The following is a 17124-nucleotide window of genomic DNA, read 5'->3' as shown; positions in this document are numbered from 1 at the left end:
CACTGGATAACTTCATAGTTGATCCGGTGTATTTTAAAGGTGCACCTTTAATTGTCCTATTTGGTTACTTTGTGACTTTTAACTGAACACTATTAGCTGTATAGACCACCTTCACTTTATAATTGCTTGGTAAACCCGCTGCTTCAATGGAAGAGAATGCCCCATTGCGTTTACCATAGGTTATAATGGTGGCGCCGCTAGCTGGTACATATTTATTAGAAAAATTCAGGCGTAATTTCCCGTTAAGTTGGGCTGTTCCCTTAATTTTGAGCACATCATTTTTACTTTGCAGGTTGAGCTCAAGTTTTCCCTTGGCAGTTTGTTTGTAATTCCCGCTAACAACCAGCTTTCCAGAATTATTTTTAAGAAGAGTTCCCCCGTTATTTGTAACTGCGCCCCTTCCGAAGGCCGTCTCCGAATTCCCTGCAAGTATGCCTTGATCGATCTGTGTACCGCCGGTATACGTATTGCTACCCATAAGCTTCAACGTACCTGTGCCCTTTTTAGTCAGCTTTCCAACCCCAGAAATATGGTTGCGCCAGCGATCCAATGCATTGAAACCGCCTTTGGAGGAGTCCATATTGACTGTAACATTATTGACGAAAGCACCGTAGCCATCCGCAGCGGAAAACAGGTCTAATCGTCCCCATCCTTCGGCATCGTCAAGCACAGGATATCCAGATGGAAGACCTGTAGTGGCCAATACCCAACGGCGTTGTGTGCTATCAAGGTAAGGCAGGCGTGTCTCCAATAATACCTCCGCTCCTTTAGGCACTGTCATTGGCTTCGTCGTTGGATTAATTGGGCTGAATCCGTACGTTAATCGTTCATTATAATTCTTTTTATTCGTGGCATAGTTGCTTTATCGATCTGGGGCTGTACCCTTTTGGGACAACAATTGCGTATGAGCATCCTGATAAGCTGCTTTCTTCAAGCTGCTATTGGCTGGATCGGACAGGATGGCAGCCGCCATCGCTGTTGCCATGACACGTCCCCCCATAACATCAAGTGGGGAATGCATACCAGCAACAACGCGGTTATTACCCAGCTCCGAAGCTCGTGTCAGCAATTCCTGATAACGCTCCGGCATGGCATAGGCCATGGCAATAGAACTGAGATACGCAGCATTGGTATGACCGCTAGGAAAGCCGCCATCATTAGTAGCATCAGATTTGAGTGCAGGGATCAGACTGGGAACAACCACTGAATTATCGCTCCAGCGGAACGGACGAGGATAGCTAAAGTAAGATTTAGCCGGGTTGGTCGTAGAGTAATCCCCACGCAAGGTATTGACCAGTTTCACGATGTTACCAAGACTGGAGCTTGTGTCCCCTACATTCGTTCCCTCATCTTCATATTTTTTAGTTGTGGCATCAGCCGGGACGTCGTTGATTGTTGTCGTCGCACCTGCCTTCTTTCGATAGATATCAGTAAGCGAACCCAGACCGTCGATTATACTGTAGCTCTGATTTCGGCGATCATCCAAGTAAGCCGCATCGGCCTCACCGGCAGTGCGACGGGCAGCGATATCGATCACCTTTTGAATATTAGCGTCCAGTACACTGCTGTTTAGCTTGGTGCCTGTGTCCCAGGTAGCGCCAGGAGTCCAAAGCTTATTAAATTCAGAAAGCAATCCGAGAGTCGAATTGGAGCTTTCCGTCTTATTAGCAGCACTATTATTTTTATAATGATCTACAAAATACCCCCATGACGGTTCTGTTGGAGTTACTGTTGTTGGCAGCGTGGCCGCACTCGCATAACTTCCACCTAGAGAACCTAGAAGTAAAGGTAAAGATAATAATGCAACTGATAATGGTTTCTTTAGCAATTTCATTCTCAAATCAGATCCTCTCTTCTCTTGTGCTCTGCATACTGTTTCTACGGAGCTATTATCTATACAACAAGATGTATGACATAAAGAATCATATCTTAAGTTTGTTAAATAAAGAGCTTCGTTCTGTTAAATTTTGCTTGCTTATTTATATGTAAAAAGAATATCAACAACATTCAACATGGAACCAATTCATGCAAATATCATACACTCAGGGCAAGTTAATCTGTTGTGAAATAAAGGATCGAGCAATAAAGAGTATCCAGCAGAATGGGCAAGCAGCGAGGAGGAAAGAGGGGCTTTATCCCCCTTTCAGCCATTTGCTGCAAATGGATTGCTTCCTATATCTTAAAATATACATACATACCCGGAGGTTGCCATGACTACTAAATCGGCTACAAAAAAAGAAACGGGCCAATCGCTCCCCCTCCCGGGGCCGCAAGCGAAAAGCACCGTTTTTGTAATTCTGATTGCGATCAGTTTCGTTCATCTGTTCAATGACTCGATTCAATCGGTCATTCCAGCGATCTTTCCAATCCTGAAGGATTCTATGAGCCTAAACTACACGCAGATCGGCTGGATTTCATTCGCCATCAACTTCACAGCTTCGATCATGCAGCCTGTAATTGGCTTGTTTTCGGACAAACGGCCTACGCCCGCTATCCTTCCTATCGGTATGGGCTTTACGCTGACTGGCATGCTGCTGCTCGCCTATGCTGCCGATTATAAAGCAGTGCTAGTCGCAGTCATCTTCGTAGGTCTGGGCTCAGCTGCCTTTCACCCGGAAGGCTCGCGCGTATCCCATATGGCGGCAGGATCACGCCGGGGATTGGCACAATCCATTTTCCAGGTCGGCGGCAATGCAGGTCAATCACTGGCACCGATGCTCACGAGCTGGATTTTTATCCCGTTGGGGCAATTTGGCGCCATCTGGTTCACAGGTATTGCGGCAGCCGGGATTGTAGTGCAATCGTTCATTGCCCGCTGGTACGGTAACGTCCTGCGTACAGAAGGCATTGCACGCAAAAAAGCGGCAACACGCCGTATGAAGCCCGAAGTGCGCAGCCGCATTATGTTTGCCATGATTGTCCTCATTCTGCTGGTATTTGTTCGTTCGTGGTATTCGACGTCGGTCGGAAGCTACTATGCGTTTTACCTGATGGAAGTATTTAAAATGCCATTGGCTGATGCACAGTTGTACATTTTCCTGTTCCTCGGAGCTGGAGCCTTGGGCACCTTCTTTGGCGGCCCGCTGGCAGACCGGTTTGGTAAACGCAATATGATTTTTCTGTCCATGGTATTAGCTGCACCACTGGCCCTGCTATTGCCTTATGCCAACCAATTCTGGACGGCGATCCTGCTGGCGATTATCGGATTTATTATGTTGTCCAGCTTTTCGGTCACAGTCGTATATGCACAGATGCTCGTGCCTGGCAAAATCGGAACGGTGTCCGGTCTCATTACAGGCTTGGCTTTTGGTCTGGGTGGGGTGGGCGCACTTGTGCTCGGCAGTTGGATCGACAAAGTAGGCATTACCAACATCATGTTCCTGTGTGGCTTTTTGCCACTGCTCGGCATTTTAACATTTCTACTTCCTACAGACAAAACCCTCAATCGCTGGGCGGAAGAAAATGGAGCCGAAGTGTAACAGGCTAACGTGCGGCGGTCATCTCGGCCGCTGCACACCTTCATAAACAACTAACTCAAGCCACATTCCTCACTTCTTCCCCACTCTTCACCTCTCCTCCATTCCTTACTTCTACTCCAACCCATTCTCTACTTCTACCAAACGCTTTAAAATACGACGCTTCCGATACAGCATTTTCCCCGCCTCAGCTACGTCATGAATAGCACCTCGATTGGCCATGGAGCCAAACAAGATGCCCGCAATTGGGACCATTTGCAGTAGCTTTTTCCAACCAAACTGATCACGATAAGTGTTAATGACTTCTCTCCATCCTTGCATTTGCGAAAAAACCTGTGCCTGACGCGAAGGATCATCGAACAAGGCCAGTTCCTCTAATACAGCCTTTTTCCCCACAATATCAGATGAAGCAAATTGCATACATTTAATAATAAAAATGCGTTCCTGCTTATCATGAGGGTTAAAGCCATAGCACAAAGCGATTTCCTGAAGCACCTTGAGTGACAAGCCGAGCAAAATAGGAATATCCGCCGCAATCGTAAACACACCGCCTATCCCCGTAGTTGCTCCCTGAGCGGTGGCAAAGGTAATGCGCCCCGACGTTATATCGTCCGCAGTCTGATCCATGATCGTTAGCGGTAGCTCAGCCACCTGCTTCAAATCCCACAGAGAATCGTCACTATGCTCAGCATTTGTATTTTTCCCGCCACGGGGCTGATCCTCCGTATCTAAGACGGAATCTGCACTATTTTGCTTAATCATATATTCACAGGCCGTTTTGTTCAGCCTGCTCAGAACCGTTTCTTCTTTCACCAAATATTTGCCGCCATTCTGAATGAAGCTGCCCAGCTCGTTTAGCAGTTGCTCCAGCTTGTCTTTAATGATTTTCGGCGTCAGCCGATCCAGCAGCATAAAGGGCCACCTGCCGATTTTTTCCCAGAAAAAAATATCCTTCTGCTCCTTCTCCCACTTCTCAATCTGCTTTAGCTCTTGGTGCAATATATCCTGACTTTCACGATATTCTATCAGCGGCTTCATAAGCGTAGATGTCTCCTTTTGACTATGTTAGTTTATGTATGGATAATACGTAAGTAAGGCGAGTTCAGGTTTCTTTTTTTAGCAAACAAGATTGATATATTAGATTAAAATTTGTTCAGATCGGAGTGTAATGATGAATAATATAGAGCTTGTCCCTTACCATTGTGAGCATGATGCTATTTTACATACCTTTTATTTGCCTGAGGAGCAAAAGCAATTTACTGGAATGCCAGATGACATGCTGGCACTGGCCAAGGAAGACCCACACCGCCATCCTGTCGTGATTACGGCTACCGGAAGACCGGTTGGATTTTTTATTTTATATGATGGAGATGAATTAGCAAACTATACGAATACTTCTGAGGCACTGCTACTGCGTGCGTTTTCTATTCATTACGCAGATCAAGGACAAGGATTCGCTAAACAAGGACTGCTTTTGCTACCACAGTTTATTTCTAGACACTTCCCACATATTCGCGAGATTGTACTGGGCGTCAATGCCCGTAATCTTTCTGCTCAAAGTCTTTATCTCAAATGCGGCTTTATCGATGAAGGTAACACAAAAATGGGACAACACGGCTTGCAGCATATTTTTAAAATGTGCCTGTAACGCTGCTTCGATTGCCCTCGTAAAACAAAAGCTTTCGGCACAAACGCCGAAAGCTTTTATCATTAAATTTCGCCAATGGAAAAGCTCAATTTGTAGTTACCAAACTTCGTAAGCTCATCCAGCATCGTATTTAACTCTGACTGTGAAGACATGCGTACCCGCATCCAATAACAGCCCTCCCCACTCACCCGATGGATTTCGACGATAGAGGGATGCTCCCGTGCAAAAGCCTGAAAAGCACTGTGAGTCGTTCCTGAATTTAAAAAAACCGTAATAAAGGCATGGATCGTCTGTCCAATTTTTCCAGGGTTCCAGCGCAACGTATAACCCTCGATGATGCCCGCGTCCTGCATTTTTCGCACACGTGCCCCTACTGCTTGACCCGTCAAATGAACAAGCTGACCGACCTCCTTATGCGTTAAAGAGCTGTCTTCAATCAGATGATGAAGGATGCGCAGGTCGGTCTCATCAGGTACGAATAGTTCCATAGTTATTTTTCCTTTCATGATGAAACGAGAATGCTGATTTTCCTTTCAGCAAGCCGTAGCCTGTATCTATTTCCGTCAGGTATGATTGTAGCAGAAACAAAGAACAGCCGAAAATACAGTCGGTCAAAAAACATTTACGATCAAAGGAGCTTCCATATATGAAAATCACACTAATCCGCAACGCAACCTTGTGGATCGAATACGCTGGAATAAAATTTCTGATTGATCCGATGCTGAGTGATGCTGGGATAAACCCACCGGTCCCTAACACGGAAAACACCCGCCGTAATCCGCTCGTTCCCTTGCCGCCGCAATGGCAGACGCTTGGCCAGCCTGACGTAGTCATCGTCACACATTTGCATCTGGATCATTGGGACCCGGCGGCAGTACGCTGGCTGGACAAACAAATCCCTGTCTTCTGCCAGCCCGGAAATGAAGAACAAATCACAGCCGACGGTTTTACACAGGTTGCTCCGATTGCAGTGGCTGGCTCAGTCGGGAAAATCGAGGTTAGCCGTACAACCGGGCATCACGGAACCGGGGAAATCGGGGAACAGATGGGACCCGTATCCGGCTTTGTATTTCAGGCTCCAGGCGAGCCTGTCGTTTATGTGGCTGGGGATACCATTTGGTGCAGTGAAGTTGCGGAAGCACTGGATGAATACCACCCTGACTGGACGATCGTGAACGCTGGAGGAGCGCGGTTTACGGTGGGCGATCCTATTATTATGACTGCCCAAGATGTAACGGCTGTTGCACAGCATGCCCCTTACACCCAAGTCGTTGCTGTGCATATGGAAGCAATCAACCATTGTGTGCTGACTCGCTCCGAGCTTACAGAACATATCCACCGTGAAGGTTTGCAGGAACGCGTCCATATTCCGGTGGATGGAGCGACGATTTCGGCATAAGGCGACCATCCTGAATCACCATTTGCGCCCATTTTGCATATATTGGATTTCAAAACGCCTAAAAGAAGGGATTATTAAATGAATTGGCAATATCAACATCCTTATTATGGTACAGAAACCCAATGTAAAGAAGTTCCGATTGCTTTTCCTCCCCAGCATCAATATAGACAGCCGGGGTTGGAATACCTGGTGGTTCCACGCCCTATCTTTGATAATCCAAAGTATATCGGCACGGGAAAGCTTCAGGATCGGGTGGCTATTATCAGCGGCGGGGACAGTGGCATTGGTCGTGCAGTTGCAGTGGCATTTGCCAAGGAAGGGGCCGATGTGGTCATTGCCTATCTCGATGAGCATCGAGATGCTATGGAAACCCGTGATGTCATTCACCGGCTTGGCCGGCGTTGTTTGCTAATTCCGGGTGATCTAAGGCTAAGAAGCAACTGCTGTCTGGTTGTTCAAAAAACGATGGAAACCTTCGGTCGTATTGATATCCTCATTAATAATATGGGTGTTCAGTTTGTGCGTGAATCGTATCTGGATATCAGTGAGCAGCAGCTTCGTGATACGTTTGACACAAATATTATTTCCTTCTTCCATATGACTACAGAAGCCTTGCCGTATATGCGGGCTGGGGCCAGCATCGTCAATACGGCATCGGTTACAGCCTATGTTGGGCAAAAGAATCTGATTGACTATTCAGCTACCAAAGGAGCCATTGTCAGCTTCACGCGCGCTTTGGCTAACAATCTGGTCGATCAGGGTATTCGGGTGAATGCCATTGCTCCCGGTCCGATCTGGACTCCGCTGAATCCGGCCACACAGTCGACCGAAGTCATCCGCACCTTTGGCAGCAATACGCCGATGAAGCGGGCCGGGCAGCCTTATGAATTAGCTCCTGCCTATGTGCTGCTGGCTTCGGATGATGGCTCCTACATTACCGGTCAAACGCTGCATGTGAACGGCGGACAAATGGTGACGACATAGTTGGGTTGGCTAATAGCCATAAGGCCTAACATTACAAGCAAACCTCCAGCATCCACAAGTTAAGTGGGACTGGAGGTTTGTTTATTTTACAATAATGAATATAAGCTTAGACTGATCTTTTGTTTTTGTTGTAAATATCGAAGGCAACCGCCAGCAGCAGTACCAAGCCCTTGATGCCTTGCTGCCAGTCAATACCGAGGCCGATCAGAGACATGCCGTTATTCAGTACGCCCATAACCAAGCCACCGATAATCGCTCCAAAAACCGTACCGATCCCACCTGACGCTGAAGCTCCACCGATAAAGCAAGCCGCGATGGCATCCAGCTCAAAGTTTGTACCCGCTCTCGGCGTAGCCGCGTTCAGACGTGCAGCAAAGATGAGACCGGAAATAGCAGCCAATACGCCCATGTTGACAAATACCCAGAATGTTACTTTTTTCGTTTTGACACCAGACAGGCCCGCTGCCTTTTCATTTCCACCCAGTGCATACACATGACGGCCCATAACCGTGCGGTTCATGACAAAGGAATATACCACGATCAGGATGAACAGCAGGACGAGAATGTTCGGTATCCCCGCATAGCTTGCAAGCATGAAGGTGAACAAATTAATCACAGCAGCCACTACGATCAATTTGAGTACAAATAACGCCTGTGGTGGAACCTCAAATCCATATTTAAGCTGAGAACGGCGTTCACGAAGTTCATTCACAATAAACCATACCGTAAGTGCAATGCCGACAATGATGGATACCAGGTTATAACCGGTAGCTGAAAAATCCGGCAGGAAACCTGAACTGATTTTCTGAAATCCTCCCGGGAAAGGAGAGATCGACTGGCCTTCCAACACGATCATTGTTAATCCGCGGAAGAGCAGCATTCCCGCCAGGGTAACGATAAATGCCGGAATCCGTACATAAGCGACCCAGAACCCTTGCCATGCCCCAATTAACGCTCCGACCAGCAAAGCTGCAATCACAGCGACCCACGCTGGAAGCTGCCAATCGACCATCATAATGGCGGCAACTGCACCGACAAAAGCGGCTATGGAGCCGACGGACAAATCAATATGCCCAGTGATGATAACCAGCACCATCCCGATCGCCAGCACGAGAATGTAGCTGTTTTGCAAAATCAGATTGGTAATATTAATCGGCTTCAACAGCAAGCCGCCTGTCAGTGCCTCAAATAAAATCATAATAACGACCAGCGCAATCATCATGCCGTATTGGCGGATGTTATTTTTAAATAGTTTAGTTATGGTTTCCATGCTTCACGCCTCCTGACTTGGTCATATATCTCATCAACGTTTCCTGCGAAGCGTCCTCACGGCTAACCTCTCCGGTGATCCGCCCGGCATTCATGACATAAATCCGGTCACACAAGCCTAATACCTCTGGCAGCTCAGACGAAATGACCAGCACGCCCTTGCCCTCAGCGGCAAGTCGGTGAATAATCGTATAGATTTCATATTTGGCACCCACATCGATCCCGCGTGTCGGCTCATCCAGAATCAAAATATCCGGTCCGGCAAAAATCCATTTGCTCAGCACTACCTTCTGCTGATTGCCGCCACTCAGATTACCGGTTTTCTGTAAAATACTCGGCGCTTTGATGTTCATGCTTTTTTTCATTTCCTCTGCAACGACGACTTCCTCCTGCTCATTGACCACAGCGCCCTTCGTCAGCTTGCTCAGACCAGTCAGCGAAATATTGCGCTTGATATCATCCATTAAAATGAGGCCATACTCCTTGCGGTCCTCTGTCACATAGGCAAAACCGTTGTTAATCGCGTCCGTAACCGTGTTGTTCTGGATCGGCTTGCCGTCCTTAATCAGTTGACCCGAGATATTGCGTCCGTATGACTTGCCAAAGATACTCATCGCCAGCTCAGTCCGTCCTGCACCCATCAGCCCGGCAATACCGACAATTTCACCACGGCGAATGTTCAGATTCACCTGATCCAGCACCTTGCGGTCTGCATGATGCTCGTGATATACCGTCCAGTCCTTCACTTCCAACACGACTTTGCCAATCTCGGCATGACGCTCTGGATAACGGCTGGTCAAATCGCGTCCAACCATCCCGCTAATGATCCGATCCTCTGTGACCTCATCCTTTTTCATATCCAGCGTCTCAATCGTCTTCCCATCCCGCAAAATCGTAATCGAATCCGATACCTTTGCGACCTCATTCAGCTTGTGGGAGATCAGAATGCAGGAAATGCCCTGTTTTTTAAATTCCAGCATCAAATTAAGCAGATTTTCACTATCATCCTCATTCAATGCCGCTGTTGGTTCATCCAGAATAAGCAGCTTTACCTTTTTAGAGAGCGCCTTCGCAATTTCGACCAGTTGTTGCTTCCCGACCCCGATGTTCGTAACCAAGGTATTGGGATTTTCACTCAAACCGACCTTAGACAGTAGCTCACGTGTCCCCACAAAAGTCTCTTTCCAATCAATCACGCCGCCACTGGCGCGCTCGTTACCCAGATAAATATTTTCCGCAATCGAGAGATAAGGGATCAATGCCAGTTCCTGATGGATAATGACGATGCCCAATTCCTCGCTCTGCTTGATATCCTTGAACTCACACGTTTTGCCTTGGAAAATAATATCCCCTTCGTAGGTTCCATGTGGATATACACCACTCAGTACCTTCATTAGCGTCGATTTGCCCGCACCGTTCTCGCCGCACAGCGAATGAATCTCGCCTTCCTTGACCTTGAGATTCACATTTTCCAATGCCTTTACGCCAGGAAAGGTTTTGGTAATTCCCTTCATTTCCAAGATGATTCCAGTCATGGGATACGCTCCTTTCGGTTGGATTCTTACTCTTATTTCAGTCCGATTTGCTCTTTGGTGTAATAGTGACTGCCGACAATATCCTTCTCCACATTCGTCCGATCCACCGAGATTGGATCAAGCAGGTACGCAGGAACCACTTTTTTTCCGTTGTTATACGATTTGACGTCATTCACTTCCGCTTGCTTGCCTTGTAAAATGCTATTGGCCATCACAACCGTTTGCTCAGCCAGCTTGCGAGTATCCTTAAATATAGTTTGGGTCTGCTCTCCAGCCACAATGGACTTGATCGAAGCCAGCTCCGCATCCTGTCCGGTAATGATCGGCAGCGGCTTGTTCGCTGATCCATATCCGACCCCTTTCAGGGATGAAATGATACCGATGCTAATGCCGTCATACGGAGAGAGCACCGCATCCAGATTGGCCCCTGAGTAGTAGGCACTCAGCAGATTATCCATCCGCGACTGTGCCAAAGCTCCATCCCATCGCAGTGTAGCGATCTGCGCCATCGTCATCTGCTTGCTGCGCACGACCAGCTTACCGGAATCAATGTATGGCTTAAGTACGGACATCGCACCATTAAAGAAGAAGTATGCATTATTGTCATCCGGCGATCCGCCGAACAGCTCGATATTGAAAGGGCCCTTGCCATCTTTGAGACCCAGCTTTTTCTCAATATATGCCGCCTGTAATACGCCCACCTTGAAGTTATCAAAGGTCGCATAATATGTCAGATACGGTGTGTTACGAATCAGACGGTCGTAAGAAATGACCTGAATCCCTCGGTCATGTGCCTTCTGAATTACATCCGTCAGCGTGTTCCCATCGACCGAAGCGATGACCATGACATTGACGCCCTTGGTGATCATGTTTTCGATTTGGGAAATTTGATTTTCCACCACGTCCTCGGCATACTGTAAATCCGTTTTATAGCCTTGCTCCTGAAACAACCGAACCATATTCTCCCCGTCCCCTACCCAACGCTCAGACGATTTGGTCGGCATGGAAATACCCACATAGCCTTTTTCCTTGCTGCCCGTTCCACTCTCCGCCAGATTGCAGGCCGAAAGCATCAGGGCCAAAACCAGAAGCCAAACAACAACAGCTCCCTTTTTCATATGAAGTTCCCCTTTCCTCATGTGATGCAAGTCATTTGAAGGTAAGGATTTTGCAAAATCCTCAGGTCATTGCTGATTAGATCTTTAATTAGATAGCGCTTACATAAGTGAGGCGATGAGCACCTCTCTTTTTTTATGTGCAAACACATGGTATCATTCCAGGCCGGGAAAGGTCTTTGCAGGTTTTGAACTTTTTTTATAAAATTTTAACCTTTGTGATGGGGGAATGATTTGAAGAGGAATAAAGATTGTCGGGAGATCGCTCATATAATTGAAAACACAAAAAGACTTTAGCCTTCTTACGATTGGCAAAGTCTCAATTTGTAGAATCATTAAATCGGCTATCTAAAGAGTACACATAGACCCCGGCTCCAACGGAGCCACAACTTAAATATTTATGTTATACGACGGAATCACTCCTTGAATCTGCTCTCACTATTGATTATCTCCAGGTAGATATTCAATCAAATCAGATAATTTACAGTTAAATGTATCGCAAAGCTTGAATAAAGTCTCCAGCTTTGTTGTTTCTATATTCGTTTCCCTATATAGCTTATTAATTGAATTCCGACTCAATCCCGATTTCGCCATTAATTCTGTTATATCATCTATTCGATGTTCTGCCATGAGTTCCCTTATATTGCACTTGATTACGGTCATCTTTTCCCCTCCATAATTCTATCTTATCTCCCATATCAGTAATCATCAACGAAAAGCAAAGATTTAACTCTACAAAGTCAAATATTCACCTTGTAATTAACTACATAAGGTTATATAATAACTCTATGAAGTTAATCGAAGGAGGAACAACATATGATTAATGCATTAGAATCATTGACAGAGCCACTTATAAGAATACGTTTAGAATTACTCTTTGCTGAGCTTCTGGAGTACCATACGGAGTACAATCAGCTTTCTTCGGAGACAGATCGATACTTTAGAACGCTTCGCGAAGCGTTACCCGATCAACTTCAACATACGGTTTTTCTGTACGAAGATGCTCAAATTTCTCTACAATCCATCTTAGAAAGAAGCATCTACATACAAGGTTTCAAAGACGCTCTACAACTCTTTAGTGAATTGAAAAATTCTAACATCTAGAAGATCATATGACTCCCTTTCCTATTGCTTTTGATTTTGTCGTATAACGTTCTTGTATTCTCGAACCCGGGGACCTTAAGGCCGGCTTGACCGGCCGGGTCCGCTTGAAGACTTAGGTTAGCAGGGTTATCTGCCTGACTTCACTTCCTCGAAATGCCTCGGGCAGATCAAGGCTCCGCCAGGAGCCACAGCGTGAATATGTTGTTATCTGATGAATCTGCCCTACATCTCCGAATTAAGACAGGACGTCGACCCACATTTAATTACTAATGTTATAATATATTTCAACTGAATATCTATTTACTCGTCAATTTCATTTAATAATTCTTTTTCAATTTCCTTTTGAAGCAAAAAATATCTTCTAATTTCATCCCAGCAATCCGAAAAGATTTGTTGAATCTCTACTTCCTCTAAATTGTAATCACTAGAATCTGTATATATTTTAAGTTCATCATTAGCAACGTCGAATTCAGAATCAAATATTGTATCACCCATTGGGTGTAGGCCTGAAATTTTCAAGGATAGCCCCAGAGAAACAGTTATTTCTCTCGTTTTGTCATCTTCGTAAAGAAATGCACTAATGTTGAATTTATCATCACTTCTCTCAAATATAACTTCTTCCTCCCACTCGTACTCCATTAGAAAATCCATAATTTCTTCTAATATCTTTCTTATTTCATTCTTAACCTTACTAATCCTTATACAATACGCCTCTACATCTATTTCTTTCAATCCTTCATAATCATACATTGGAAAATGTCTTCCATCATTCTCGAGACCTCTAAGATGAGCAATTATTAAGTCATTTTCAAAATCAATAATAAGTCTTTCAGGAATAAATATAAAATCAATATAATTATTACTTCCTTCAGAACTAGCTCCTGAAACTTCAAAAATAATAAATGTATTTGAGCTAGAGACTTCGGCCCATGGTTTTTGAGTTCCTCTTATGTCTGTACTAGATTTAATATAATCCGGAACTATTTTGCTTAAATAATTCTGCAATGATGTGCTAGTAATAAATCGTTCACGTTCAACTGCTTCGGGGGCTTCTCCATTTAATGCCTTTATCAGAAAATGTGTCCATATTCCATGTCCTAGTTCTGGACTACCGTATGATTTCTCTCCACGTGAACATGACAGAAACATAGCTCTATAATTGCTTGATCGCACAAAATCGCTAAACTCTTTGGTATTCATATCAGCAATAAAATCTCTGCTAACTAATTGCTCATCAATATAACTCGCACATGCATCTATAAATATCAAACATTGATTACATCTTGAGTTTCTTAGTGGCTCCATTAATATTCGGTTTAGTGAAACAGTAGTTTCTTGTATATTATTGGGGTGAGTGTCCCACGTTGTTATTTTGTTATATCCTCCATCATAAAATCCATGACCAGCATAATAGAAAATAAATCGATCACTTTCAGTAAGATTTGATATCTCATATTGAAGTTCTTCATTAAGCGCGGATTTTGTCGCATCAACATCAAGCCAAAGCTTAATATTTTCTTGAGGTACTTTAAGATTATTTATAAGCCATTGTTGAAATGCTATTGCATCATTCCTCGCATAATCAACTGTCTTGATTCTAAATTGATAATTTTCCACTGCTATTATTACTGCGAATGTATTCCCATAAAATCCTGAATTCATAATACACCACCCATGAATCTGTATAATTTCTTCGAGCAACAGGACGTTGCGAATGTAATACTTTCACTCTCTCTGGGGCAGATCTTTTAGATAACGTTCATGTAGTATTCATGACGTCCGACGTAGTCGGATGTGTCTGCTGAATCTACTTCCTTGGAATCCATCCGACAGACCAAGCCTTCGTGAGGAGCCGCAGCTTGAATATTATGTTAGATGAAGTACTATGCTTTCTAGACATTCTAGAAGGAGTTTTTCTGCGCCCATTTCTCTATTACTTGCTCTAATAAATCTCTTTGAGTTAAACCTCTTGATTTATAATAGGGATTTCGTTCATCCTTTGGTAGGCAACTTATTGCTACTAGAAAAGCTCTCCTGACCCAAGGATCAGAAATAATACTAAATTTGTTTTCTCTAAAATATCTATGATTTTTTGATCTTCCTAAATCCAGGATCAACTCTCTCACTGTGAAGTTATCATGATATTTCTTTATTAATTCTGAAAAAAAATGTTTATTGTTCCATTCATCATTATTAGAAAATAGATGCAATAACCAAGATCTATTGAATTCTAACTCACTCATAAAGCTACTTTGAAGTAGGCTTAACACTTTATTTCCTATTTCATGCTTTTGTTCTTCACTATAAGATCTAACTAGTTCAAGATGACTAATAATAGTTTTAATAATAGGAAACAACTTTCTCATATTTTCTTCTGTCAATATCAATTCTGCTACTTCAGTATTATCAAAACGCGCTAAATTTCCGATTAGAAATTTAGCAAAGCCTATATCAAAGTCATCTTTTTCAAGTTCTTCTTCTAGTAATTCAAATATGTTTAACTCATGGAGTTTTTTTATTTCTTCTTCTCCCAATAAGGAAAGATCAATTTCCCCATAGAAATCTCTACTAAACCCCAGTTTATCTAATAACTCATAGAACTCTTCAATTACCCTATCTTTTTCTCTATCCTTATATAAATAAAGATGCTTAAAAATAAAGCTTTCAGTAGTCAAAATTTTAGTTTTTTGTTCATTTAATTTTAAATTTAAAATATCATATAACTTTTGTGCTAAAAATGCTAAAGATTTATAGGCAGCATTTTCAGATTTACAAAAAAGCCGGTAATCATCGACATATCTAATAAACATAATATCATTTTCAAGAAGTATCATATCGATCTCATTTAGTATAAGCTCCGCTATTGGGCGACTAAACTGAGGACCAATTGGAAGTCCTTTATGAGTCTGACTGATGTGCATAGCTTTAATTATATTAATCAAAGTCTCAGCATGAGCATTCTTTCCACTTAACCTCACACATTCGCGCAGATGGGTTTCAATATTATGTAAATATATACTTGGGTAAAAGTCCGTAATGTCTGTCATCACAACATACGAATACTCTTCAGATCCTAACAAATCTCTTGTTTTATCTTCAAATTCCTTCCAACTGTATTTAGGATCAAACAGGGTACCATCACTTTTAGGATTTAGCCTGAATGAATACACAACATCATGTACAGCTGGTGTTCTTTTATTTTCTATTTCTTCGTATATTTCATAAATCAATGCGTTATATACTATTGAATCTAAGGGATCTAATTGAGTACATATTCTAAACCCGACATTACTCTTTGGTGTAATAGTAGTTCTATATGGTCTAACTCCATTAGAGTATACATCAGTTGTTAATAGATGATTTTTCACATCATCCCAATTCTCATTAATTGCTTCAAATTCAAAAAGCTTTGGAAAAACATAAGAATCCCCGTATTTATTAATATGCTTCAAGGACCAATTGAGAGATTCTTCTTTTAGTTTCAGCATTTTAAATTTTGACCTCCAAATTATTATAGTATTTCACCTAACGTTCCCGTATTCACGACCCAGCACATGCTGGGTGTCCGGCGAATGCCGGACCAAGGACAAATGTTTGCAGCGTGAATATTATGTTATTGGATGTCAGTGACTTCTTTGAATTACTTAAGTAATTTTCAAATCACTATTTTACTTTAAACTAACGAACTTATTTAGGCTAACCTATATAAGAAAACATATTTTCAAAGTCTTGTTTCGAATCAAAAGTATATTTAATTATATGTTCATTATTAACTTCAGCCTCTTCACTCCAAAGCCTAAAACCCAAACCACTTGTATCTAATTCTACCATCACATAATCGAGACCTAGTTCATAACACTCTTTGTATTCATGATCTGATGAAGGAAAGTTATTTTTAAATTTATCGTTATAGATGGGCTTAAAGTAGTTAATTAAAGCAGCTTCTGCAACAGCAATATTTTGTTTGTCGGATATTCGTAAAAAACTAGTATTATTCTTTTTTGATTCAACTAGGTCATGGATGTAACTTCTTAAGTCATCATTAGATTCATTGGGATCGAAGAACGCAATTGAATTGGGACTAAATTTCCAAGCTGTCAACCAAACATCAGTGTCCCAACTTCTTTCACTATAAATTTTTTGTACGGTTTCATGCTGTTGTAGTCGATCAAAAACATTGCGAGTTGGTGTTTCCTTAAAACCAAAAGCGCGACCAATATATAATACTTGAAGATCCATGATGGAAGAGTCCATTTCAGATTGAGCAAGAAATGTTTGCAATAATAACGCAGCATGAGCTTTAAAAGTTGGTTGTGTAAGGGTTTCAATTATAATATATTGATCATTCATCTCAAAGCTCACCTTAACGATCATTTCATCCATAGGTATTTGAATACTGACGTTCTTAAATGTACCCTCATGAGCAATACGGATATTTCCTTTAAAAATCGACCCTGAAGTTTCATAAGAGGATGTATCAAACATCATAAGAGGTCTTTTACCAACCATATAAATGTGAAAATTATCTTTATCCTTGTACTGTTCCTTTAGTGTCTTAAGTTGATCCTGTTTAAACATGTAAGCATAGTTTTGA

The 17124-nt window shown here is 42.9% G+C and carries 14 protein-coding genes and 1 pseudogene; 5 read left to right on the top strand and 10 right to left on the bottom strand.

The features are described from left to right. Nucleotides 1–64 precede the first annotated feature (64 nt). Nucleotides 65–1834, bottom strand: a pseudogene (locus FKV70_RS01380) (acid phosphatase). Between the two features lie 376 nt (nucleotides 1835–2210). On the opposite strand from FKV70_RS01380, the gene FKV70_RS01375 reads away from it, so the two are divergent. Next, nucleotides 2211–3479: an MFS transporter gene (locus FKV70_RS01375; protein WP_142611598.1), complete on the top strand. Its 1269-nt coding sequence runs from the start codon at nucleotides 2211–2213 to the stop codon at nucleotides 3477–3479. Between the two features lie 111 nt (nucleotides 3480–3590). Here FKV70_RS01375 and FKV70_RS01370 read toward each other — a convergent pair whose 3' ends face one another. Beyond that, nucleotides 3591–4514 (bottom strand): EcsC family protein, encoded by a 924-nt coding sequence (locus tag FKV70_RS01370; RefSeq protein ID WP_142611597.1) that lies wholly within the window; start codon nucleotides 4512–4514, stop codon nucleotides 3591–3593. A gap of 133 nt (nucleotides 4515–4647) precedes the next feature. Here FKV70_RS01370 and FKV70_RS01365 point away from each other — a divergent pair, with 133 nt between their 5' ends. Continuing rightward, nucleotides 4648–5124 carry a GNAT family N-acetyltransferase gene (locus FKV70_RS01365; protein ID WP_142611596.1) on the top strand — a complete coding sequence of 159 codons (477 nt, stop codon included), beginning with the start codon at nucleotides 4648–4650 and terminating at the stop codon, nucleotides 5122–5124. Nucleotides 5125–5186: 62 nt separating this feature from the next. Here FKV70_RS01365 and FKV70_RS01360 read toward each other — a convergent pair whose 3' ends face one another. Further along, nucleotides 5187–5612: an Lrp/AsnC family transcriptional regulator gene (locus FKV70_RS01360; protein WP_142611595.1), complete on the bottom strand. Its 426-nt coding sequence runs from the start codon at nucleotides 5610–5612 to the stop codon at nucleotides 5187–5189. Nucleotides 5613–5770: 158 nt separating this feature from the next. Here FKV70_RS01360 and FKV70_RS01355 point away from each other — a divergent pair, with 158 nt between their 5' ends. After that, the gene (locus FKV70_RS01355) at nucleotides 5771–6523 is read left to right on the top strand and encodes an MBL fold metallo-hydrolase (protein WP_142611594.1); all 753 of its coding nucleotides are present in this window, start codon (nucleotides 5771–5773) and stop codon (nucleotides 6521–6523) included. 78 nt (nucleotides 6524–6601) lie between these two features. Next, nucleotides 6602–7507, top strand: a complete 906-nt coding sequence (locus tag FKV70_RS01350; protein WP_142611593.1) for an SDR family oxidoreductase — start codon at nucleotides 6602–6604, stop codon at nucleotides 7505–7507. Nucleotides 7508–7613: 106 nt separating this feature from the next. On the opposite strand, the gene mmsB is transcribed toward FKV70_RS01350, so the two are convergent. The 4 genes from mmsB to FKV70_RS01330 all read right to left on the bottom strand — a co-directional run bounded on the left by mmsB (nucleotide 7614) and on the right by FKV70_RS01330 (nucleotide 12089). Continuing rightward, the gene (mmsB, locus tag FKV70_RS01345) at nucleotides 7614–8777 is read right to left on the bottom strand and encodes a multiple monosaccharide ABC transporter permease (RefSeq protein WP_142611592.1); all 1164 of its coding nucleotides are present in this window, start codon (nucleotides 8775–8777) and stop codon (nucleotides 7614–7616) included. Then, nucleotides 8761–10311 (bottom strand): multiple monosaccharide ABC transporter ATP-binding protein, encoded by a 1551-nt coding sequence (gene mmsA, locus FKV70_RS01340; RefSeq protein WP_142611591.1) that lies wholly within the window; start codon nucleotides 10309–10311, stop codon nucleotides 8761–8763. The genes mmsB and mmsA overlap by 17 nt, the downstream gene beginning before the upstream one ends. Nucleotides 10312–10343: 32 nt before the next feature. Then, complete coding sequence (gene chvE / locus FKV70_RS01335) at nucleotides 10344–11429, bottom strand: multiple monosaccharide ABC transporter substrate-binding protein (RefSeq protein ID WP_142611590.1); 1086 nt, start codon at nucleotides 11427–11429, stop codon at nucleotides 10344–10346. 435 nt (nucleotides 11430–11864) lie between these two features. Continuing rightward, nucleotides 11865–12089: a helix-turn-helix domain-containing protein gene (locus FKV70_RS01330; RefSeq protein WP_069291285.1), complete on the bottom strand. Its 225-nt coding sequence runs from the start codon at nucleotides 12087–12089 to the stop codon at nucleotides 11865–11867. A 153-nt stretch (nucleotides 12090–12242) separates the two neighbouring features. Here FKV70_RS01330 and FKV70_RS01325 point away from each other — a divergent pair, with 153 nt between their 5' ends. Continuing rightward, complete coding sequence (locus FKV70_RS01325) at nucleotides 12243–12530, top strand: DUF6809 family protein (protein ID WP_007431381.1); 288 nt, start codon at nucleotides 12243–12245, stop codon at nucleotides 12528–12530. Nucleotides 12531–12830: 300 nt separating this feature from the next. On the opposite strand, the gene FKV70_RS01320 is transcribed toward FKV70_RS01325, so the two are convergent. From FKV70_RS01320 to FKV70_RS01310, 3 genes are all read right to left on the bottom strand, one after another. After that, complete coding sequence (locus FKV70_RS01320) at nucleotides 12831–14192, bottom strand: caspase family protein (RefSeq protein ID WP_142611589.1); 1362 nt, start codon at nucleotides 14190–14192, stop codon at nucleotides 12831–12833. Between the two features lie 239 nt (nucleotides 14193–14431). Then, entirely contained in the window at nucleotides 14432–16018 is a 1587-nt protein-coding gene (locus tag FKV70_RS01315) for an RNA-directed DNA polymerase (protein ID WP_142611588.1), read from the bottom strand. 208 nt (nucleotides 16019–16226) lie between these two features. Then, on the bottom strand, nucleotides 16227–17018 hold the full coding sequence (locus FKV70_RS01310) for a hypothetical protein (protein WP_162305658.1): 792 nt from the start codon (nucleotides 17016–17018) through the stop codon (nucleotides 16227–16229). Nucleotides 17019–17124: the final 106 nt, after the last annotated feature.

The sequence above is a fragment of the Paenibacillus ottowii genome (assembly GCF_006874425.1).
GTDB classification, from domain to species: domain Bacteria; phylum Bacillota; class Bacilli; order Paenibacillales; family Paenibacillaceae; genus Paenibacillus; species Paenibacillus ottowii.
Note: the sequence above shows the minus strand (reverse complement) of the source record. Positions and strands in the feature narration are given on the sequence as shown.

What these genes read in the sequence shown, in the direction of transcription:
- FKV70_RS01375 (WP_142611598.1), top strand. Translation starts at nt 2,211, where the DNA reads ATGACTACTAAATCGGCTACAAAAAAAGAAACGGGCCAATCGCTCCCC.
- FKV70_RS01370 (WP_142611597.1), bottom strand. Translation starts at nt 4,514, where the DNA reads ATGAAGCCGCTGATAGAATATCGTGAAAGTCAGGATATATTGCACCAA.
- FKV70_RS01365 (WP_142611596.1), top strand. Translation starts at nt 4,648, where the DNA reads ATGAATAATATAGAGCTTGTCCCTTACCATTGTGAGCATGATGCTATT.
- FKV70_RS01360 (WP_142611595.1), bottom strand. Translation starts at nt 5,612, where the DNA reads ATGGAACTATTCGTACCTGATGAGACCGACCTGCGCATCCTTCATCAT.
- FKV70_RS01355 (WP_142611594.1), top strand. Translation starts at nt 5,771, where the DNA reads ATGAAAATCACACTAATCCGCAACGCAACCTTGTGGATCGAATACGCT.
- FKV70_RS01350 (WP_142611593.1), top strand. Translation starts at nt 6,602, where the DNA reads ATGAATTGGCAATATCAACATCCTTATTATGGTACAGAAACCCAATGT.
- mmsB (WP_142611592.1), bottom strand. Translation starts at nt 8,777, where the DNA reads ATGGAAACCATAACTAAACTATTTAAAAATAACATCCGCCAATACGGC.
- mmsA (WP_142611591.1), bottom strand. Translation starts at nt 10,311, where the DNA reads ATGACTGGAATCATCTTGGAAATGAAGGGAATTACCAAAACCTTTCCT.
- chvE (WP_142611590.1), bottom strand. Translation starts at nt 11,429, where the DNA reads ATGAAAAAGGGAGCTGTTGTTGTTTGGCTTCTGGTTTTGGCCCTGATG.
- FKV70_RS01330 (WP_069291285.1), bottom strand. Translation starts at nt 12,089, where the DNA reads ATGACCGTAATCAAGTGCAATATAAGGGAACTCATGGCAGAACATCGA.
- FKV70_RS01325 (WP_007431381.1), top strand. Translation starts at nt 12,243, where the DNA reads ATGATTAATGCATTAGAATCATTGACAGAGCCACTTATAAGAATACGT.
- FKV70_RS01320 (WP_142611589.1), bottom strand. Translation starts at nt 14,192, where the DNA reads ATGAATTCAGGATTTTATGGGAATACATTCGCAGTAATAATAGCAGTG.
- FKV70_RS01315 (WP_142611588.1), bottom strand. Translation starts at nt 16,018, where the DNA reads ATGCTGAAACTAAAAGAAGAATCTCTCAATTGGTCCTTGAAGCATATT.
- FKV70_RS01310 (WP_162305658.1), bottom strand. Translation starts at nt 17,018, where the DNA reads ATGATGTTTGATACATCCTCTTATGAAACTTCAGGGTCGATTTTTAAA.